Here is a 20,059-nt window from a genome sequence, read left to right as displayed (position 1 = left end):
TCTAGTGAACTATTTTTCAAGTGATTGGAAATATTCGTTGACCTTCTGTTTATAATAGGAATTCAGAGATGGCGGAACGGTCCGCAGCAGCTCCATTTCCTTTAACTTTAATCTTTTATACTCTTCAAATTCGGAAGGGTTACGATGCTGTAAATTTTTTGCTTCTTCGGATTTCCGCTGCTCGTCCTGATCCCTTTCCCGCTCGGCTTTCTCGCTCTCTAACAGGCGGGTAAGGATGTCCTGCTGGCGTTTCAGGGTTTCTTCAGAAATCATGCGATTTACGATGTCTCTCTCAGTTTCTTCCATGCGATTGGCTACGTCCTGAAGGTTGCCGAGGGTGTTCTTTCCGTCCTTATTTTCCTGAAGATTAAGTTTTTGCAATTCATTACGGATATATTCCTGCTCAGCCGCCATTTTCGCCAGTTGTTCGCTCATTCCCTGACCCTGCTGTCCGGGTTTTCCGGGTTTTGGCTTATTGCCTTCCTTTTTCATCTGCTCTTTTGCCTTCTGCATATTTTTATTGAGCTCTTCCTGCATTTTCCGGAGTTCGGCCAGAGAAGGGTTTTTGTTGCCAGGTTTTTTACACGCTGCTGACGGCATGGCACTGGCCTGCTGTTGTTGCATTTGCTGCAAAGCTTCGCTGAGCATCAGGGTGAGATTGTTCACCGCGGTCATCACAAATTGTTGACGACTCCGGGCTTGTGAAACGGAACGATCTTCAAGATTGCTGAGGGCTTCGTCCATGTTCTGATTCACCGCCGCGATTTCCTGGTTTACTTTACTTTGGATCTGGATCACACGTTTACTCAACGCGAATAAAGAATCCTCAATCATCTTCGCGTCGTCTTTCAGTTTTCTTTGCTGCTGACTCATCTTCAGGTACTGCGGATTGTTGATGTCCATAGTCCGCAAATCCTGCATCACTTTCTCCTGATCAAAGGACAAGCGAAGCAGGTTTTCCAACAAAGCACGCATGGCTTTCATGTCTTCTTCCGCCTGTTCCTGCTGCATTTGTTGTTGCATTTTTCCCATCTGCTGAGCCATCTGATCCATCTTTTGCGCGGCATTTTTCTGTGACTTTGAAGCTTTGCCGTTTTTCTTGCTGTCGAGAGATTCAGAACTGTTCTGCATTTCACTCTGAATGTCCTGTTCTTCTTTATCGGTATTGGGAAGATCCTCCTTTTTTTCCAGCGCTTCGTTTTTCTTCTCAAGCTCGTCCATGTCCTTGCGAAAATCTTCGAATTCTTTATTCAGCTGATCCTGTTTATCCTTGAGATCTTTGCTGTCGGCGTTTTTATCTTCAGACTGTTTGGAGAGATCGTCTTGTTTTTTTGCAAGCTCATTCAGCTTCTCGATATTTTCATCAAGTTTCTGTTCGAATTCCATCTTTTTGAAAATCTCGATCGTACGCTCCAGTTCTTTCTGAAGGTCTTTATTGTCGAGTTTCATTTGTCCCAATTGCTCCTGCATCTTATCCTTGTCTACGGCGTTCTCCATTAATTTCTGGAGTTCATCCATCAGCTTTTGCAATTCAGGAGTCATCAGTTTATCCATGAGCGCCTGCAATTGATTTTGCTTCTCAAGGATATCTTCATTTACTTTTTTATACTCTTGTTCTTCTTTGTTTTTCTTTTCGTTTTTCGCGCGCAGTTCAGCGAGTTTTTTCTCGAGTTCCTGTTGCTTTTTCAAAAGCTCTTCCGCTTTCTTCTTTTCTTCCCAGCTCATTTCTTTTTTATCCATGAGCTTTTTGGTGAGTTCACTCAGATCCTTCTGAAGTGATTTCGCCAGCGCGATACTCTCTTTCAGATCATTCTTTATTGACTCGTTATTCTTTTCCTTGTTCTCTTCGATTTCTTTCAGAGAAGGAGCTTTGAATACCTGTGTTTGTGAACGAGTAGTTTTTGGACCGGTGAGACCGTCGTTATCCGCAACTTCAAAATAGAATTCGATTTCATCACCGGCGCCGATGTTCACATTCGCTAAATCCCAATAGTAGAAAAATTGATCGGTTGTGGTATTTCTATTGAAGGGAATGGTTTCGGTATAAGACTTATTTTTATTCAGACTGGAATCAGCTGTTTTCAGGAAATGATAATTGAACGAAAGTTTTGTAAATCCGTAGTCGTCTTTGATCAGTCCTTTGAAGAAGGAACGTTTGGTAGAGAAAGAATCCTTTTGTTGTTCTACAGAAATGCTTGGATACAAATCCGGAATCACTGAAATTCCAAAATGCATCGAGTCTTTGTTGCTGAGGAATGCGTTGCTGTTGGTGACAGTATAACCATCGTTCCGGAAAAATTTCCTTGAAAAATTGAACACATTTTCTCCGATACGATTCAGTTTAACCGTCGTATCCTGGAAAGACATGCGGATGGCTTCAGTGTTTTGTGTGTTGAAAGTCCAGTTGACTTTCGTTCCCGCCGGTATAACAAGATCACCTGTGTTTTCGAGATTTTCATCCGCCTTGTGCAGGTAAGCAGGATAACTGAGACTCACCTGGAAATTCATCAGAACCGGATTGGGTAATGCTTCCAGAGTGTATTCCGGTGAATAAAATCCATCAGCGAAGAGGCGGAATGTTTCAGTCTTCTGAAGATTGCGGAACGTATAATGAAAGGAGGTGAGGTTTTCTTTCTCCAGCTTAAACTGATTTTCACCGATTTCAATAAATGCTTCAGCAGGAACTTCTTTTCCGTTCACATGAACATCCAATTGGTAGTCCTGTTGCTGAATCGCTTTCAATTCTTTGTTGAGTACTTCGAAAACGAAAGGAGCGGGTTTTTCAAAATAAGTTCCGTGCTCGATCAAACGACGTGTACTGTCTTTGATGAGTGATGGCGCGGTAAATAAAATCACCACCAAAGCGAAGAGTGGAATGAGCGCGTAACGCGCATAACGTTTGTTCTCACCAATATTGATCGCGCTGACAAATGGAACAGGTTTCAGCTCTTCCGCTTTTTGATTGATACTCGCTTCGATCAGATCGGTATGGATCGCATTAGCCCCAATCCGTCCCCCGTCCCCCGTCTCCCGTCCCTCATCCGCTTGCTTTTTCAATTGGAGTACATTCAACAATTTGTCTTCCACATTGGTAAAATGTTTTCCGATAATTTCAGCGGCCTGTTCGTGAGAAATTAATTTACCGATACGATAGAGGTGCATCAGTGGTAGTATCACAAAACGGCCGAGGATAAAAAGGATTCCGGCGATGAATGAATAAAAGAAAACAGTGCGGAGTGTAGTATTGAAATGTCCGAAGTATTCCAGTGAAGTGATGAGCAGGTAAAAAGCCAGACTCAGCGTAAAAGCATAGATCGCCCCACGAACCAACTGGTTTTTGTAGAACTTCCGGATGAAAGCGTCCAGCTTATGGATTAGGACCTGATAGTTATCTTGCATCTGTTGAAATCGATATTTACAAAGATAGTAAAGTAACGTCAGACGTTCACGGATATTGGCTCCCGGGAGGTTGCTGGTTGTCGGTTTTTGGTTGTTGGAAGGGTGTCCTCGATAACCTGAACAATGTTAAAATTTAGTTAAAAATCCTCAATTTACGCGGTTGGGAGTCTGTTAATTTTTGGATTCCTTGTGGGCCAAATAAATGATATGCTTTCTTATACTGACCTGGATGTTTGGATTCATACACGTAAACTGATAAAAAAGGTTTACGAAGGGACCAGAAAATTCCCTAAAGAAGAAATATTTGGATTGACTTCTCAAACAAGAAGATGTGCGGTTTCAATCATACTCAATATTGCTGAAGGTTGTGGCAGATATCACAAAAAAGATGTGCTGCATTTCATGCACATTTCAAACGGATCACTGAACGAATTGGAAACTGCATTGTACTTATCTCTTGATTTCAATTACCTGACAAAAGAAGAAGTAGATGAATTACTTTCAGATTGTCATCGATGTAAAAGACTACTAAAAGGTTTTATTAAATACCTTGAAAAATTGGATCAAAAAGTGTAAATTTTTCTCAACCAACAACCAACAACCAACAACCAACTTGCGTCCTTTGCGCCTTTGCGTGAAAATTATCTTAAGTGTTCTTAATAAACCGGCCAAAAACTCCCAACGGCAACTTATGCCCGGAAGTAGCCTGGAGATAGAGTTCGCCGGTGTTCAGGCCTTTGGATCCGGATAAAAGATTTTCTATGATAAGAGAGGAGAATCCGAGGGAATAGGTGTTCAGAATGAGAAAATGCTCCTGGTCGTCGAGAAGTGTGGTCACCAGTTTCATCATTTCATTGATAGAATCTTCGAGCTTCCATCGCTCACCGTCAGTTCCATGACCGTAAGCCGGTGGATCGAGGATGATTCCATTGTATTTTTTACCACGCTTCACTTCACGTTTCACAAAGGTGAGCGCGTCTTCTACAACCCAACGGATGTTATCCAGATTGCTGAGCTCCATATTTTCTCTTGCCCAGGAAACCACTTGTTTGACAGAGTCGAGGTGAATCACATCCGCTCCGGAAGCTTTCGCGGCAAGAGATGCTCCCCCGGTATAGGCAAAGAGATTCAGGATTTTTGGTTCCGGAGTTTTGAAGGAGGAAATACTTTCCGCTATGTAATCCCAGTTACAAGCCTGCTCGGGAAAAATTCCAACGTGCTTGAAAGAGGTGAGGGAGAGACGAAATTTTATAGGAAGTGTCGAGGGACGAGGGGCGGGGGACGATTCTGCCTCTGCTTTTTGACTTTTGCCTTTTAACTTTTGAATTTCCAAGGGGTATTCAATCGTCCAGCGATCCGGCATTTCTTTCAGCTTTTTCCAGGTTCCTGATGAGCTGGAATTCGCAACAAAGCGGACATGCGCTTTTTTCTCCCATTCTTTCTGCGACAATTTCGGATCCCAAACAGCCTGTGGTTCAGGCCTGATGGTAACGTACTTTCCAAATCTTTCCAGTTTCTCAAAATTCCCACAATCGATCAGTTCGTAGTCGGGGAAATGGGTGGGAGTGAGTAGTTGCATTGCACGAAAGTAGAAAATTAGGGGCGGGGGACGAGGGGCGGGGGACGTTTTTTCATAAGGCTTCTTTGAAAATAAGTCAAAAGTCAAAAATTAAAAGTCAAAAACCACCAAATTCCCAACCATAACACCGTCCATTTCCCTTTCCCAGCCCATAATTCATAATTCATAACTCCCAACTCATAACTCCCAACTCATCCCCTCCCTCCCGCACGAAAATTATTTCCCAAACCCCTTGCACTTTTGAATATCTGCTCTACATTTATACCATCATTAAAACCTCAAATAATCTCAAAAGATGTCTTCGGAACACACTGATTCACAAATGACTATTGAAAACCTGCAACTGAAAGTAGAAAATCAGCAAAAACTGATAAATCAGTTAACTCAGGAAAATGAGGAATTGTATCATCAATACAACCATTTGATGATCAGAAATGGGAAGATGTTGAAACGCGTGGATGATTTGCAAAAGATCATCGACGATCTGCATATCCGGATTGAGGAGTTACAGCTGATCAACGGCAATATGCTTCAGCTGAATGATCGTCTGAGAAAACGTACAGATAGTGCCATTTCAACAGGTAATGATCCTGGAAACAGAGGCAATGACTATTTAAGTCCGTATAATGATACTTTAAAAACCCATCATTCAGTTTTGGATCCATCCTCGCAATTTGACCTGGATGTTCTTTATGATCGCTGGAGAGGATTCCCGGGTCAGGTCGCATTGAATGCTCCGAACCTGCGCAAACAGGTATTGATGATGGTTCACCTGTACAACAACAAATCTCTCAGAGCTGCGGAATTGTTCAACCTTACCGGAGTGGGCGGTGTTACGGGTGCCCGATATGTTTCAGCTTTGAAGAAATTCGGCCTCATTCGTTTCACAGGAGCCAGAAAAAAGGGATCTTATGAAATCACTGCAGCAGGTACAGCCTTTATCGAATCCAAAGAACCGGTAAATGCTTCTTCCTTATCAGACAGTCCTTCATCTTTTGCCATCTCCGAAGGCGGTATCCCCGTTAAATCCGAAGTAAAAATTCCGGAGCCATCGGTAATGGATCACAATGATCTTTAATTAGGGGACGGGGGACGATGGGACGGGTGACCTTTATTTAAAGAGGGACGAAGGGACTTGGGACGAGGGACAGACAGGATACTGTAGGTTTCACTTTCCAATTATTGCAATATTTTTCTTTTCTAAAGTGTTAATTGCACTCGTCAGCATCGATATTATTGAATCGAGTGTAGCTGTTCTTGATGTGATAATACTATCCTTCAGGAGAAATTTTGATTTTAGGTACCATCCCCGGCTTTCTCTTGCTGATCCCCTAGATATTTTTAGAAAATGAGAATATTCTTTTCCAAATCCGCGACCGTAGCCTTCTTCGATATTTGCTGAAATTGAACCAACTGATCTAATCAGTTGTCGGCAAATCTCCCTTCCACGAATATCGGACAACATTTTTTCAGTATCTCCCCAACACTCGTCCCACAATTGCATAGACAACATATAATATCTTAGTTCTTCCAAACGATTCATGCCCGCAATCTGCCTTGGAAAAATCGCATTTACAACCTCTTAAAATAGAATTAAATTGCATTTCATTTAGCGAGAATTCCGTCCCCCGTCCCTTCGTCCCCTTAAACTAGAATTTAATAATAATTTATTGGCGAGCACACCGTCCCTCGTCCCCCGTCCCCCGTCCCTTCGCCACCCTTCTAATGTCCCTCTCGAAAAAAACTATCTTTGCCGTATGAATAGAAAAGTTAGAGTTCGTTTTGCTCCGAGTCCGACGGGTCCATTGCATATGGGTGGGGTGCGGACTGCCTTGTACAATTATCTTTTTGCCAAACAAAACAACGGAGATTTTATTCTTCGTATTGAAGATACCGACCAGAACCGTTTTGTTCCCGGCGCGGAAGAATACATCATCGAAGCATTGAAATGGAGTGGAATTATTCCAAATGAAGGTGTGGGTTTTGGTGATGGTCCACACGCTCCGTACAGGCAAAGCGAACGCAAAGGTTTATACAAACAGTATGCTGATCAGCTGGTAAAATCCGGCCATGCTTATTATGCATTTGACGAAGCGGAAGCTCTTGAACAATTGCGTAAGGACATGGAATCGCGCAAGCAGACATTTGCATACAACGCGCAAACACGGGTTAATCTGAAAAACTCTCTTACGCTCTCTGCTGCCGAGACTGAAAAATTATTATCCGAAGGAACACATTATGTCATTCGTCTGAAAGTACCGGGCGATGAAGAAGTGCATCTGACAGACATTATCCGTGGTGAAGTAAAAGTGCATACATCACAAATGGATGATAAAGTATTATTCAAGAGCGATGGAATGCCAACCTATCATCTGGCCAATGTTGTGGACGATTACCTCATGAAAATCACTCATGTGATTCGTGGTGAAGAGTGGTTGCCATCAGCTCCATTGCATGTTTTACTCTACCGTTATTTGGGATGGGAAAATGTGATGCCACAATTCGCGCATCTTCCTTTGTTGTTAAAACCGGATGGTAATGGTAAACTCAGTAAACGTGATGGCGACAGACTCGGCTTTCCGGTTTTTCCACTCAACTGGACAGATCCTGAAACCAAAGAACTTTCTTCCGGTTATCGTGAGAAAGGATATATCCCTGCAGCGTTTGTGAACATGCTCTCACTTCTTGGCTGGCATCCGAGCGACGACAAGGAATTATTTACGATGGAAGAATTGATTCAGGCATTTTCTCTGGAAAGAGTGAGTAAGAGCGGAGCGAAATTTGATCCTGAAAAAACGAAATGGTTCAACGAACAATACCTGCGACAGCAACCGGATGCGGAATTGGCCGCTCACCTGAAGCTTGCCGTGAAAGCAAAGTATCATTTCGCTGACAATGATCACAGGATGCAGGATGCTTTCCTCTTGCATGCAGTCAGACTGATGAAAGAACGCGTTCATTTTGAGTCTGAGATGCTGGAGATTGGCTCCTATTTGTTTGAAGCACCAATCACATACGATGAACAGGTAATTACCAAACGATGGAAACCTGAATTGGCGGAGTTCTTTGTTCAACTGGTTGATGCTTATAAATCAGCATCTACCTGGAACGAAGCGGAGGCGGAAGCAACTTTTAAAGCGGTCGCGGAAAAAGTCCAGCGTAAGCCGAATGAACTTCTGCAATTGTTCCGCGTCATGGTAAGCGGACAGGGTGGAGGATTACATCTCTTCAGCATGGTCGAACTGCTTGGCCGTGATGAGATCGTTGGAAGAATCAATAAAGCATTAAACACATTACAAACACATGCCTAATTCTTTGCGTTCTTTGTCCCGATGGGAAGAAATTATTTCACGCAAAGAACGCAAAGGGAAAGATAGATTATGAGCACAGAAAAAGGTCCGAATTTTTTAGAAGAAATTATCCGGGAAGACATAAAGAGTGGAAAACACAACGGACGTGTACTCACGCGATTCCCCCCGGAGCCGAATGGATACCTGCATATCGGACATGCAAAAAGTATTTGTTTGAATTTTGGTCTTGCCAAAGAATTCAATGGCATGACGAATCTGCGTTTCGATGATACCAATCCTGAGAAGGAAGAAACCGAATACGTTGAAAGTATCAAAGCCGATATTCAGTGGCTGGGTTTTCAGTGGGCGAATGAATTTTATGCTTCTGATTATTTTCCGAAGCTCTATGATTTTGCTGTTGAGCTGATCAAAAAAGGATTGGCATATGTAGATGATTCCACTCCCGAAGAAATCGCCGCGCTGAAAGGCAGTCCGACAGTGCCTGGAAAAGACAGTCCGTACAAAAGTCGTAGCGTCGAAGAGAATATTGATTTGTTTGAGCGGATGCGTAAGGGTGAATTTAAAGACGGAGAAAAAGTGTTGCGCGCGAAAGTGGACATGGCATCTCCCAACATGCACATGCGTGATCCGATCATGTATCGCATCAAACATACGCCGCATCACCGCACCGGAGATGCATGGTGTATCTACCCGATGTACGATTACGCGCACGGACAAAGCGATTCCATAGAACAGATCACACATTCGATCTGTACGCTGGAATTTGAAGTACATCGTCCGCTGTACGAGTGGTTCATAGAACAACTGGGAATTTTCCCGAGTCATCAGTATGAATTCGCGCGACTCAACCTGAATTACACAGTGATGAGCAAGCGAAAACTTTTACAATTGGTAAAAGAAAATCATGTGAGCGGTTGGGATGATCCGCGCATGCCTACCATCAGTGGTATGCGGAGGCGTGGCTATACACCGGAGAGCATCCGTCGCTTTTGTGACATGATTGGTGTCGCGCGCAGAGAGCATGTCATCGACGTAAGCATGCTGGAATTTTGTGTGCGTGAAGACCTGAACAAAATCGCCAACCGTGTGATGGTGGTGATGGATCCGGTGAAGCTGGTAATTACCAATTATCCGGAAGGCAAATCAGAAATTCTGAAAGGAGAAAATAATCCGGAGAAAGAAGATGGGGGAGAAAGAGATCTTCCTTTCAGCCGGGAATTATGGATTGAAAGAGAAGACTTCAAAGAAAATCCTGAAAAGAAATTTTTCCGTTTGGGTCCGGGATTGAAAGTGAGATTGAAAAATGCTTATATCATTCAGTGTGAAAGTTACGATAAGGACGACGATGGCAACATCACAGAAATCCGTTGCACCTACATTCCGGAAAGTAAAAGCGGCAGCGATACGAGCGGTATCAATGTGAAAGGAACGATTCACTGGGTGAGTATTCCTGACGCGATTGATGCGGAGGTGCGTGTGTACGATCGTTTGTTCCGTGTAGAAAATCCTGCCAGTGAAGAAGGCGATTTCAAGGAATACATGAATCCAAACAGTTTGCAGGTCATTTCCAGAGCAAAAGCGGAACCATCACTTGCGACTACTTTACCGGGAGATAAGTTTCAGTTTATCCGCAAAGGATATTTCTGCACTGACAAAGACAGCCGTCCCGGCAAATTGGTTTTCAATCGCACGGTAGCATTAAAGGATTCCTGGGCGAAGCAGCAGAGTGTTGTGACGTTTGAATAGCGATGGAGTAATTAAGTTATTAAGTTATTGAGTTATTTCCGTTCATTTAACGAAGCGCTAATCTAAAATCAGCAATCTACAATCAGCAATCCATTGGGTTATTAAGTTATTAGGTTATTGAGTTATTTGCGTTCATTTAACCGAGTACTAATCTACAATCCGTTGGGTTATTAAGTTATTAGGTTATTGAGTTATTTCCGTTCTTTTAAAAAGAGCGATAATCTACAATCTACAATCATCAATCTACAATCAGCAATCCATTGGGTTATTTGCGTTCATTTAACCGAGCACTAATCTACAATCTACAATCTACAATCTACAATCAGCAATCCTTTGGGTTATTGCCACAGTTCAAAGCCACGATAATCTACAATCAACAATCTAAAATCTACAATAACTGATCTGTTTTTTCAAAATGCAAATTCATCTCACTTCAATCCGGTTCTACGCGTACCACGGGTGTCTTCCGGAGGAAACAAAAATTGGCGGACATTATACTGTAGACCTCACGATCGAAACTGATTTCTCCGAAGCAGCGAAGACGGATGATCTTAGTAAGACTGTGGATTATTGCGATGTATTTGAAATTGTAAAGAAGGAAATGTCAATCCCGTCAAAGCTCATCGAGCATGTCGGAAAAAGAATCGCGGATTCACTTTTGAAAACCATCCCACGTATTGATGCAGTTAAAGTTTGCGTAACGAAAATTGCACCGCCTATGAATGGAGACGTTGCTTCTGTGAGTATTACAATTGAAGAGAAGCGGTTAAAATCGTAAGGCCATAAGAATAATTTTCGGTTCGTAAATCACGATAATTTACATATGATGATTCAGCATTCGAGGATATCGCAATTTGCGACATCCTCGAATGCTTTTCTATTTCTGGTCATTTGTATTTTTGAAATGGAATAAGAGAACGCCGGTTAAATAAGCCTGGTTCAATGGATGACGTCATTCTTTCCTTCCCCCGTCTCCCGTCCCTCGTCTCCCGTCCCCCGTCCCATTCTTCATAATCCTGAATCTCAGAGTCAAAACTTCCCGTGTTTTAAGCAGAAAACCTTAACTTTTCGCTAAAAAACACGTAAAAAAAGCCATTCGTAGCGATGAACCTACGTTACTTTTTACTATCATTGCAACCCGATTTCATGGTCCTGTGGCCGAGTGGTTAGGCAGAAGTCTGCAAAACTTTGTACAGCGGTTCAAATCCGCTCGGGACCTCAAAGGGCATTTTCCCTAAAAAGAAAGACTGCTAATCATCTGATTAACAGTCTTTCTTTTTTTTGGTCCAGGTGATGTCATCTTATAAATAACCTAATTTGTTTCACCTTTTGTTTCACCTGGGTGGGTCAATGTTTCACCTTAAATCTGTAATGGATTTTAAACGTGCAAATGGAGGCCAAATATTTTCCTGTGCTGTTGAAGATGAGTATACCTTAAGCTAATTCGGAATGAAGTCCGGATTCTTGTATTCTTCATACAACACATTATAAAACTTTAATGATTCTTCTCTGGTTGGCTGAGCATAAATATCCGTTGGGGTCTGTTTGGGTTTATGTCCGATCCAGGCTGAGATCAAATGTCGTGGCACTCCATTTCTACCACATACTGTAGTTGCGAAGGTATGTCTTGCAACCCGGTGGGTAATGTGCTTGTTCAAACCGCAGGCATCGCTTAATGTTTTTAAGTATACGTTTAATTTCTGTTGGCTCAGTTTTGGAATTATATAACCTGTGTCTTCCTGCTCCTTAGAATACTTTTTTAAGATTGCCACTGCTGGTGGTAAAAGCGGAGTATAGACATTACTATTGGTTTTCTCCTGCTCATCGAGAAACACAAAACACACGCCATCTTCTTCAAAAAATATTTTTCATTTTAATTTTAGATAAATCGGAATACCTCATTCCTCCCATGAACACTGACATCAACAGATAATCCCTAACGGTTTCCAGACTCTTATTGTCCAAGCGTTTTTTAGCGATTTGTATCAACTCTTGGTTGATCAGTATGTTTGATTTTGGCTTTGACTGAATTAGTTTAAAGTCGGAAAATGGATCCACAGAAATCAATTTTAAACTTCTGGCACGATGAAGTGATGATCGAAGTTTTGAAAGGTATTTGTTCGCTGAATTTCTGTTCATTGATCGATGAAGTTTTGATGTTTCCAGGTCATTAAAAAGTCATAAAAATTTCGCAAAAAATGCAGAATCGATAGTATGTAATACAACATCGGTTTGTCCCTGGGACTCTATAAATGTTTTTAGATGTTCTTTGGTTGTCCGGTAGTGCTGTACCGTTGGTTTGGTGTAGTCAGTTGTATTTTTTTCAGCATATTGAATAAAATTGTCAAAGTAAGCGAGTAGGGTAAACGTATAACCTTCAGCTGAGTCCTTATCGATTTTATTTTGATAGATTTTTTTGATGATTGAGGATGAGATCGGGAGCCCCTTTGCTTCACGATGTTCAATAATTTTTAGTAGTTCCGATTCAAAATGAATCAGCTGATGGTATGATTGCATGTTTTTGCTTTTATTGTTAAAGGTTTCATTTATGGGGTCCCAATCGTTATTTTTAATCCATATGCCTGTGGTGAATTCAGACTTTTTCCGCTCTATCGTCAGGCGACAATATATCGGATATTGCTTCAATTTGGATTTGAAGATATTTGGATAAAAATGGATTGTAGGCTTGATCTTTTTTGAATGATGCTCATATAGGATGGTGAATTCACCACCTGTATTAACGAATTCGAACTCCGGTTTAATGATGTTTTCATCTAAAAGGGAAGCTCGGAGTCCTCTGACGGTTTGGAGGAGTCGCTGACATCATCGGAAGAGTCGATCTCAGTTGGCGGTTCATCAATTTGGTCGCCATAGTCTGGAAAGGTGTCATTGGCAATCATTTCCAGTTCGTCTTCCAGAGTGATTGGTGTGCAACCTTTGCGAAAATGGTTAGCAGCCTTCAAGACCGCTTTTGCGCCATATTTCCGATTGCGGAAGAGCCCTGCCTGATCAAAATTTCTAACAAATTGAATGGAAAACAATTTTCCCAGGCCATAGAGATGCCAGTCGAACAAGTCAAGTTCGTTGACGCAATAATTAATAACCATCCTGAAATCTTCTTCCGAGATTTGTTCTTCGAACAGAATTTTTTATAAAAATTTTATCGATCGTAAGGAGGTAAAAATCGGCCCTACAAATGCGTTCATAAGCACAAAGAAGTACATCTATTCCAATGCTGCCGAATTCATGCTTTACCAGTCGCCAGTCGGAGGACCTTTGCCCCGGTTGTGAGAAGTAAATTGAATCTTTCTTGGCGATTCGCCCACCTTTGCTTTTTGTTCTTCTTGCATGACCTGAATTTTTTGACAAAAATAAAGGCCATTACCTTGTGATTTTGGTATTGATAGTTAATTATAAAATGTGAAGATTCCCAGTCAATTATAAATTATTAATTAGAAATTCGAGCGCACCTTCTCAAGTTATTGTAATAAAAATCTTCTTTGTTCAAACATTTTTCTTGTTGCTTGCTAACACCAACAAAGATAGTCAGTAGCTCTCCAATTATATAGAATCGTTTGCGCACATTTCTGAAATGATTCCGCAATAATTGATCAAGTGAGTATACAATCCAATTCTTAAGCCAGCGATGTGTTGATCTTTTGTTTCTTCCCTGGAGGGTATTTATAAAATTTATGACCATATTTAAATTTTGATGTTCCAATTGTATTTTAGCAATGTATTTTTCACCAATTGCTGATTTTATATAGTAATTGACAGCCTGTTTTATAAATATTAATGTTTCGGAATCGAACTGGTCATAAGTTTTAAGATTGTGTGATTTAAGGTTAAATGTTCGCTTTCGAATATTTTTGTCATCAAGATCTTCTATAGTTTTTAAAAATTCAATCACTGAATGTCCAGGTACAAAGTCCTTTGCTGAAACATCAAGGAAAAATTTTAAATTTTGATAAAACAGTAAAGGAACAACGACACAGTAAGGATTAATTGAGGATTCGGAATTTTTCAGTAATTTCTTAACTTTAGTTGCAATTTCTTTATTTACCCATAAATATTGGTTCCAATCAATAATGTCCTTTTCGAGGTATTTCCTCGTAGTTATTTCTACTTTATTGTAAAGGTTATCCATTTCATTGGTATTATTTTCATCTTCATAAATTTCATCTAAAAATGGAATAGCACATTTTGTAAGTGGCACTCCTTTTTCTCGAAAATTCTCAATAGTTATATCTTCATAGAAGCTCAGGTTCAATATAAATTTAGTTGATTTTTTGTAGGAGAGTCCTTTGTCCATAAGGTCTAATTTTAGAAAATAATTATCGGGAAAATATTTTTGATGCTAGGTCCGGATTGGATTAGTCGAATATCGATTGATCCAGACCTGATTGATAAACAAATCAAACATCCAAGTTTTTCATAAAATTAGCAAATAAGAAAATATTGGCACTGAAAAGCTCAAAAAATACCTGAAAAAAAATTGAAAAATTTCAATGGTAGACCATTGGTTGAGAAAAATGATGATAAAGTACACGTCGTTTGATGCGTATATGTGGTGCGGGATGTCGAACTGCTATTTTTACCCGGTAAAATAAGATACGAAATTATGGTCTTAATTAAGAACGTAATTTAGTCTTATTGATCATCTCAATAATATTCTTTAATGTATTCGTATGCCTTGTTGAAGAGCTCCTCATCTTTAATTTGATACTTCGTCCACAATACTTTTCGGAGTTCTCTTTTTACTTCACGCTCTCCAACGGTCGAGTTTTGCCATCCATCAAATCGAACCACTCTCACAATTTCATCGATGTCGTTTACAATGCGTTCAACGATGACAGGAGTTGTATCGGTTTTTAGTTCAAGGAACAATTCTGTCAATGCCGCTTTTGCATTTTTCTGTTCGCTTTCAGGTTCAACACCCTTTTCTGCTTGCAGCGTTTCTTTGGCAATTTGACACAGCTCTTTGATGAATTCAATGGAGTTGATCAACCCTTTTTCTGCTTTGTCACGGATTGCTTCGAGCCGTTCACTCAGCTTCTTGAAGGTAGGATGATTACCATGTTTATGAATTCTGCTGATAAGAATTTTCAAAACATTCTGGGCCTGCTTTGGGTCTTTTTTGTGCATTAAATCGTCAATCACTTCAGCATCCAGAACCATTTCTTCCATGTCCTGATTGATTCCTGAGACATGGACGTGTTCATGAATGAGCGCTGTGGTTTGAGCACCTAAGACATGCCAAAGGAGCCTTCCATTGTCATCTGATGCTGGTTTTACGCAGGTATATACCTGCGATAACCACTTGTAGTCTTTTTGAAATTGATTAAGAACCGGATCTGGTGATAATGCTTCCCATAGTTTAGTTAAGCTGCTAAAATCCTTTGCGAAAGCATCCCGCTTTTCATTGGTATTGATGCAATCTTGCGCCTTTGAAAGGCCTTCAAAACCGGAAATGCTCTTGTCCACTCCGGTAAAATGATTTAAGCATTTATCCACCCATTCCGGAAGTTTGTCTTTCAGTTCCTGTAGATTGGTAATAACTGTTTTTACACTTTCTTCGTCAAACGCCAGTGCTTTGGCTGTGTCATCGAATACCCCAAAATAATCTACGATTCTGCCAAAAGTTTTATTGGGAAACAATCGATTGGTTCTGCAAATTGCCTGTAACAGTGTGTGATCTTTAAGTGACTTGTCCAGGTACATGGTTTGCAAAACCGGGGCATCAAAACCGGTTAAAAGTTTAGCAGTTACAATCAGGAATTTCAAGGGAGAATCTGCATCGTTAAACCTCTCAACAACTTTCTCCTGTTTATCTTTATCCATCGCCCATTTTTGTTTGAATTCAAAGTCATCATTGGCGGATGAACTGATAACTACTTCACTTGCTTCGGGATTTAGAAGTTTGTCAATTTCGTCTTTGTATTGAATGCAGGCATAACGGTCAGGTGTCACGATCATCGCCTTTAGGCCTTCCGGTTCTACATGGGCTTTAAAGTGTGTAACAATGTCGGAAACAATGGTTCTTACACGTTCAGGGGATTTCAAAAAGACAGACATCTTAGCTGCCTTCTGACTGAGTTTGTTCCGATCGTCTTCGCTGAGGTCATTTGCTAATTCTTTAAAAGCAATGTCCAAACTTTCTTTGTCAATGTGATAATTGGGCAAGCGGGGTTCAAAGTGCAATGGCAAGGTTGCATTGTCTCTGATACTTTCCTGGAAGGTGTAACGACTCATGTATCCGCCACTGTCCTGCTCTGCACCGAAAGCCCAAAATGTGTTTTTATAAGCTTTATTGATAGGGGTTCCAGTCAACCCAAAAAGGAACGCATTTGGCAAGGCATTCCGCATCTTTCTTCCTAAATCACCTTCCTGTGTACGATGCGCTTCATCCACCATTACGATGATGTTGTCCCGTTTATTCATGTCAGGATAAGCATCTTTGAACTTGTGCACCATCGTAATGATGATTTTCCGGGTGTCCTGTTCCAAGAGGGTATGTAATTCCCTGATGCTATCGGTGGTAATCATATTGGGCACTTCGGCGGTATTGAATGTGGCTGTGATTTGTGTATCCAAATCAACTCTGTCCACCACGATAATTACGGTTGGATTGTCCAGGTCTTGTTGCTTTCTGAGTTTTTGAGCGGCAAACAACATTAGCAAAGATTTCCCTGAACCTTGAAAATGCCAAATAAGACCTTTTTAATTTTGCCTTCCTGGACCCTCTGCACAATGGCATTGGCTCCTTCGTATTGCTGATACCGGCAAACAACTTTTATTTTTTTCTTCTTGCTGTTGGTTGCGTAAATGGTGTAGTACTGAAGTATGTCCAGAAGAGTCGAAGGTTTCAGTAAGTGAGTGAGTTGTTTCGCTACATCCTGTAGTCCAATGAAGCGCCCAAGTTCATCTTTTTCATCCTCCAATCGCCAGGGTGCCCAAAACTCAAGAGGTGTTCGAACTCCTCCGATGAAAATCTCTTTCCCTTCCGTAGCGAAGGAAAATACATTGGGTACAAAAAGTTGAGGAACCGCATTTTCGTAAACAACATTAATGTCATGAGCGCCATCAAACCAGGTCACAGATGGCCGAACTGGGGTTTTGGCTTCACCTACAACGAGAGGGATTCCATTAACAAAGAGTACAATGTCTGGGATCTTAGTTTCCCTGGTTCGAATTTTGAATTGATTGCAAAGTATGAAGCTGTTATTTTTTACAGCTTCATAATCAATCAATCGAACGGCCACATGTTCGTTATTTTTCCCAATAGGAAGCGTTACTTCATTTCGTAACCATTTGGAAAATTCTTCATTGGCCCTTACCAATCCCACATTGTTTACGGTAATGAGAATGGCCCGGAGTTTATGAATTACTTCATCAGCTTTATCGGGGTTGGCTGCTAAATCTGGATTAAGACGACAAAGGGCGTCCTTCAATTCCTTATCAACAAATACTTCGGTAATATCCCGTTGTAATAAATCAGCCTGTAGATATTTCCATTTTACCGAATCATATTCTACAGAATCTTCCTTTACTACGTTGCCTTGCACGGCATTCAAATTCACTCCTGTGAGTTGGTGAATGATAAAGTGCTCTACGGTATTTTGTTCATTGAACGCCATGAATTATGAAATTTCAAGACGGCTGCCGTAGTCTTGTAAATGATTGGCTGCAATCAGGATGTATTTTTCCTGGAACAGTTTGCGTTTTCTTTCAGACCAATTGTGAATGGTTGATACAATATCTTCTTGGTTAATATTGGGCTTTTCTTTTCTTACAAAGTCAACTGTCGCTAAAATCTCTAATGACAATGCAGATTGAAAACCGTCTATCAGCTTTACTAAGTTGGATAGCCTTGTTCTTTGTTCTGAACTAAGTTCATTTTTAATATAATAACTTACTTCATTAATCTTGTCATATTGCAATTCCAAGGGTTCAAAAGCTTTTGCATTCATTTGTTCCAAGCCCTTTAAATATTTGCCATTTACATTGTGTAGCAAGTGTTCAACCTGAACTGAATAGGGCCCATAATGACTTGCTTCAAATTTCAGTTTGTTCAAGCTTTTTTCTCCCAATCTTTGTAAAAAGTATGCTAACTTATTGGCAACAAAAAGACTTGCGTTTTCACCCAATGACTCATAATAGAACATGGCATAAAGCACCATAGCTCTGGCTGGTGTTAGCTTTATTTCTTTGTTGGCATCTTGTTGTTTTAAAATTTCTTTTACAGCTTCATTAGGTTCAAACACCTGAATATTGACATGGTTTAAATGTCCAAGATGTTTTTCTATCATTGGTTTTACCTTTTCCCATTTTAATCCTCCGTTACCACAACCCAATGGTGGAATGGCAATACTTTCAATTTTATATTCATCAATAACTTTAGCTAATTCTTGCAATCCTGCTTCAATGTATTCGTATTTGGATTTCATAAACCATTCGGTCTTCGTAGGAAAATTAATTATTATCTTTTCTCCTTCCAAGGTTTGCTCTTTAACCACAAGTAATTTACCAGTTAGTAATTCTTTCTTTTTACAGGCGGCAATATAAATTTTAAAATTCATTGGAAAAGCTTCTTTGAATTGCAATGCAATTCCTTTACCCATTACACCAACTGTGTTAACTGTGTTAACTAAGGCTTGGGTATGTGCTTCTAACAGATTTCCTTTTAAATATAGCATCAGTAATAAAATTGATTGTGTGGATTAACCCGAACGGAAATTCCCAGTCCGAGGCGATTTACTATTTCTTCAACAAAAATTTTCCGTTGTACGTTTAGCACAACTATGCAACTTATGCAATTTACTGGCACATGATTCCTTACCAAAAATTCCGCTTGTTTTCTTCGCATCCTATCAAAGTCGTCTTCAGTGTTACGCCATTGCCTTTCTGCTACCATTTCCCAGTCCACTTCACCAAGGTTTGCAATATCGTTGTAAAATTCCGTGATGGCATTTTTTGCATGACCATCTGTAAAACACCATGCTCCAACATTTTGAATTAAAGTGTTCACACGACAAACAATATATACTATTGCTTCCTGTGGTCTCCGGGTAATTCCTCTGTATCCTGTTACAATATTTAAAAGCATGGGCGACAAAGGGCCAAAATAAAATGGAACATAATCGCCCAAAACACCATTGGGGGGATTGATCCCAACTGGGTAATCATTTCGTTGTGCAATCAGGCCTGTATCTCCAATATTAATGTAGTTCGGATCTGATTGTGGATATTTCACACAAGTTGACCCCCTTGTTTCACGCTAAATTGACCCCATAGTTAACTGCTTTTTCATGACTGAAGATTGTGATAAATGTTAGTTAAGATATTAATTTTCACCATTCATTTCCTACTGTTTCTGTTTTTCTTTCCCAAAGATCGCCTTTTAATCCAATGCGGATAGAATCGTGAAACAATGCGGTCCAGGATGGCGGCAGCAATTGTTTTTTGCCAATCAGATCGAACCATTGTTTTACCGGTACTTGTGAGGTAATCATCAGAGAACCTTTTTCCGTGACGGTCTTCAACCACTTCCATCAGCGAAGCCTTCCTTGTGCGTCGAAGGGTGCAGACCAAAATCACAGGCAGAAGAAGGTCTTGTTTTTCGATACGTAGCATCACGGATGTGGGAACCATCGGCCTTGCCATTTTTAATTTAGTGATCAGTCAGAAGTATTCGAGTAAAATAACTTTGTATCCATTGATACAAGCTTGATAACCCAAGGCGGATGCCAGATAACTTTTTCCTACGCCGGTACTTCCGGTGTGATGATGTTTTGTTTCTACCAATAAACGTACAGCGCAAGACGATGAACTCCATTCTTGTCAAGGTTTTCTGTTTTGATCGAAGATCAAATCTTCGATGTTTGCCTTGTAGCGGAACTTAGCGTTCTTTGCCGCGATCAATCTTACGGTTGTGCCGTTCGTCCCATTCGGATTCTAGCCAAGAACCCCACCATTTCGTCCGGTGTGTAACGACTAGTTTGTCCTGATTCTAATGTGGTGCTAA

General features: G+C 40.7%; 16 protein-coding genes, 1 tRNA gene and 1 pseudogene. 6 read left to right on the top strand and 12 right to left on the bottom strand.

Annotated features, from left to right (window positions below; genetic code table 11):
• Positions 1-9 precede the first annotated feature (9 nt).
• Positions 10-3,399, bottom strand: coding sequence for a DUF4175 domain-containing protein (locus tag IPP86_07145; GenBank protein MBL0138289.1), 3,390 nt, complete (start codon positions 3,397-3,399; stop codon positions 10-12).
• A gap of 207 nt (positions 3,400-3,606) precedes the next feature.
• Between IPP86_07145 and IPP86_07140 the strand changes: the two genes are divergently transcribed.
• On the top strand, positions 3,607-3,975 hold the full coding sequence (locus IPP86_07140; GenBank protein MBL0138288.1) for a four helix bundle protein: 369 nt from the start codon (positions 3,607-3,609) through the stop codon (positions 3,973-3,975).
• Positions 3,976-4,045: 70 nt separating this feature from the next.
• On the opposite strand, the gene IPP86_07135 is transcribed toward IPP86_07140, so the two are convergent.
• Entirely contained in the window at positions 4,046-4,978 is a 933-nt protein-coding gene (locus tag IPP86_07135) for a class I SAM-dependent methyltransferase (protein ID MBL0138287.1), read from the bottom strand.
• Positions 4,979-5,273: 295 nt separating this feature from the next.
• On the opposite strand from IPP86_07135, the gene IPP86_07130 reads away from it, so the two are divergent.
• On the top strand, positions 5,274-6,056 hold the full coding sequence (locus IPP86_07130) for a hypothetical protein (GenBank protein ID MBL0138286.1): 783 nt from the start codon (positions 5,274-5,276) through the stop codon (positions 6,054-6,056).
• A 90-nt stretch (positions 6,057-6,146) separates the two neighbouring features.
• Here the strand turns inward: IPP86_07130 and IPP86_07125 are convergent, their stop codons facing one another.
• Positions 6,147-6,521, bottom strand: coding sequence for a four helix bundle protein (locus IPP86_07125; protein ID MBL0138285.1), 375 nt, complete (start codon positions 6,519-6,521; stop codon positions 6,147-6,149).
• A gap of 214 nt (positions 6,522-6,735) precedes the next feature.
• Between IPP86_07125 and IPP86_07120 the strand changes: the two genes are divergently transcribed.
• The 4 genes from IPP86_07120 (at position 6,736) to IPP86_07105 (ending at position 11,254) form a co-directional block, all read left to right on the top strand.
• Positions 6,736-8,289, top strand: coding sequence for a glutamate--tRNA ligase (locus tag IPP86_07120; GenBank protein ID MBL0138284.1), 1,554 nt, complete (start codon positions 6,736-6,738; stop codon positions 8,287-8,289).
• Between the two features lie 69 nt (positions 8,290-8,358).
• On the top strand, positions 8,359-10,035 hold the full coding sequence (locus tag IPP86_07115) for a glutamine--tRNA ligase/YqeY domain fusion protein (GenBank protein MBL0138283.1): 1,677 nt from the start codon (positions 8,359-8,361) through the stop codon (positions 10,033-10,035).
• A 415-nt stretch (positions 10,036-10,450) separates the two neighbouring features.
• On the top strand, positions 10,451-10,813 hold the full coding sequence (gene folB / locus IPP86_07110) for a dihydroneopterin aldolase (protein ID MBL0138282.1): 363 nt from the start codon (positions 10,451-10,453) through the stop codon (positions 10,811-10,813).
• A gap of 370 nt (positions 10,814-11,183) precedes the next feature.
• Positions 11,184-11,254, top strand: a tRNA-Cys gene (locus tag IPP86_07105).
• Between the two features lie 220 nt (positions 11,255-11,474).
• Here IPP86_07105 and IPP86_07100 read toward each other — a convergent pair.
• The 9 genes and pseudogenes from IPP86_07100 to IPP86_07060 form a co-directional block, all read right to left on the bottom strand.
• Positions 11,475-11,870, bottom strand: coding sequence for a tyrosine-type recombinase/integrase (locus tag IPP86_07100; GenBank protein MBL0138281.1), 396 nt, complete (start codon positions 11,868-11,870; stop codon positions 11,475-11,477).
• Between the two features lie 343 nt (positions 11,871-12,213).
• On the bottom strand, positions 12,214-12,681 hold the full coding sequence (locus tag IPP86_07095) for a phage integrase SAM-like domain-containing protein (protein ID MBL0138280.1): 468 nt from the start codon (positions 12,679-12,681) through the stop codon (positions 12,214-12,216).
• Positions 12,682-12,809: 128 nt separating this feature from the next.
• Positions 12,810-13,142, bottom strand: coding sequence for a hypothetical protein (locus IPP86_07090; protein MBL0138279.1), 333 nt, complete (start codon positions 13,140-13,142; stop codon positions 12,810-12,812).
• A 341-nt stretch (positions 13,143-13,483) separates the two neighbouring features.
• Positions 13,484-14,347 (bottom strand): hypothetical protein, encoded by an 864-nt coding sequence (locus IPP86_07085; GenBank protein ID MBL0138278.1) that lies wholly within the window; start codon positions 14,345-14,347, stop codon positions 13,484-13,486.
• 350 nt (positions 14,348-14,697) lie between these two features.
• Positions 14,698-17,672 (bottom strand): annotated as a pseudogene (locus IPP86_07080) (HsdR family type I site-specific deoxyribonuclease).
• A gap of 3 nt (positions 17,673-17,675) precedes the next feature.
• Positions 17,676-18,731 carry a macro domain-containing protein gene (locus IPP86_07075; GenBank protein MBL0138277.1) on the bottom strand — a complete coding sequence of 352 codons (1,056 nt, stop codon included), beginning with the start codon at positions 18,729-18,731 and terminating at the stop codon, positions 17,676-17,678.
• Entirely contained in the window at positions 18,731-19,288 is a 558-nt protein-coding gene (locus IPP86_07070) for a DUF4433 domain-containing protein (GenBank protein MBL0138276.1), read from the bottom strand. Before IPP86_07070 ends, IPP86_07075 begins: the two co-directional genes overlap by 1 nt.
• A gap of 97 nt (positions 19,289-19,385) precedes the next feature.
• Positions 19,386-19,547: a hypothetical protein gene (locus IPP86_07065; GenBank protein MBL0138275.1), complete on the bottom strand. Its 162-nt coding sequence runs from the start codon at positions 19,545-19,547 to the stop codon at positions 19,386-19,388.
• 169 nt (positions 19,548-19,716) lie between these two features.
• Complete coding sequence (locus IPP86_07060; GenBank protein ID MBL0138274.1) at positions 19,717-19,839, bottom strand: ATP-binding protein; 123 nt, start codon at positions 19,837-19,839, stop codon at positions 19,717-19,719.
• Positions 19,840-20,059: the final 220 nt, after the last annotated feature.

The organism is Bacteroidota bacterium, assembly GCA_016720935.1.
Classification (GTDB): Bacteria; Bacteroidota; Bacteroidia; order AKYH767-A; family 2013-40CM-41-45; genus JADKJP01.
This window is presented reverse-complemented; position numbering and strand designations above follow the sequence as displayed.

Bases quoted from the DNA above. Each gene is read 5' to 3' on its own strand.
- IPP86_07145 (MBL0138289.1), bottom strand. From the start codon at position 3,399: ATGCAAGATAACTATCAGGTCCTAATCCATAAGCTGGACGCTTTCATC.
- IPP86_07140 (MBL0138288.1), top strand. From the start codon at position 3,607: ATGCTTTCTTATACTGACCTGGATGTTTGGATTCATACACGTAAACTG.
- IPP86_07135 (MBL0138287.1), bottom strand. From the start codon at position 4,978: ATGCAACTACTCACTCCCACCCATTTCCCCGACTACGAACTGATCGAT.
- IPP86_07130 (MBL0138286.1), top strand. From the start codon at position 5,274: ATGTCTTCGGAACACACTGATTCACAAATGACTATTGAAAACCTGCAA.
- IPP86_07125 (MBL0138285.1), bottom strand. From the start codon at position 6,521: ATGAATCGTTTGGAAGAACTAAGATATTATATGTTGTCTATGCAATTG.
- IPP86_07120 (MBL0138284.1), top strand. From the start codon at position 6,736: ATGAATAGAAAAGTTAGAGTTCGTTTTGCTCCGAGTCCGACGGGTCCA.
- IPP86_07115 (MBL0138283.1), top strand. From the start codon at position 8,359: ATGAGCACAGAAAAAGGTCCGAATTTTTTAGAAGAAATTATCCGGGAA.
- folB (MBL0138282.1), top strand. From the start codon at position 10,451: ATGCAAATTCATCTCACTTCAATCCGGTTCTACGCGTACCACGGGTGT.
- IPP86_07090 (MBL0138279.1), bottom strand. From the start codon at position 13,142: ATGGTTATTAATTATTGCGTCAACGAACTTGACTTGTTCGACTGGCAT.
- IPP86_07085 (MBL0138278.1), bottom strand. From the start codon at position 14,347: ATGGACAAAGGACTCTCCTACAAAAAATCAACTAAATTTATATTGAAC.
- IPP86_07075 (MBL0138277.1), bottom strand. From the start codon at position 18,731: ATGCTATATTTAAAAGGAAATCTGTTAGAAGCACATACCCAAGCCTTA.
- IPP86_07065 (MBL0138275.1), bottom strand. From the start codon at position 19,547: ATGATTACCTCACAAGTACCGGTAAAACAATGGTTCGATCTGATTGGC.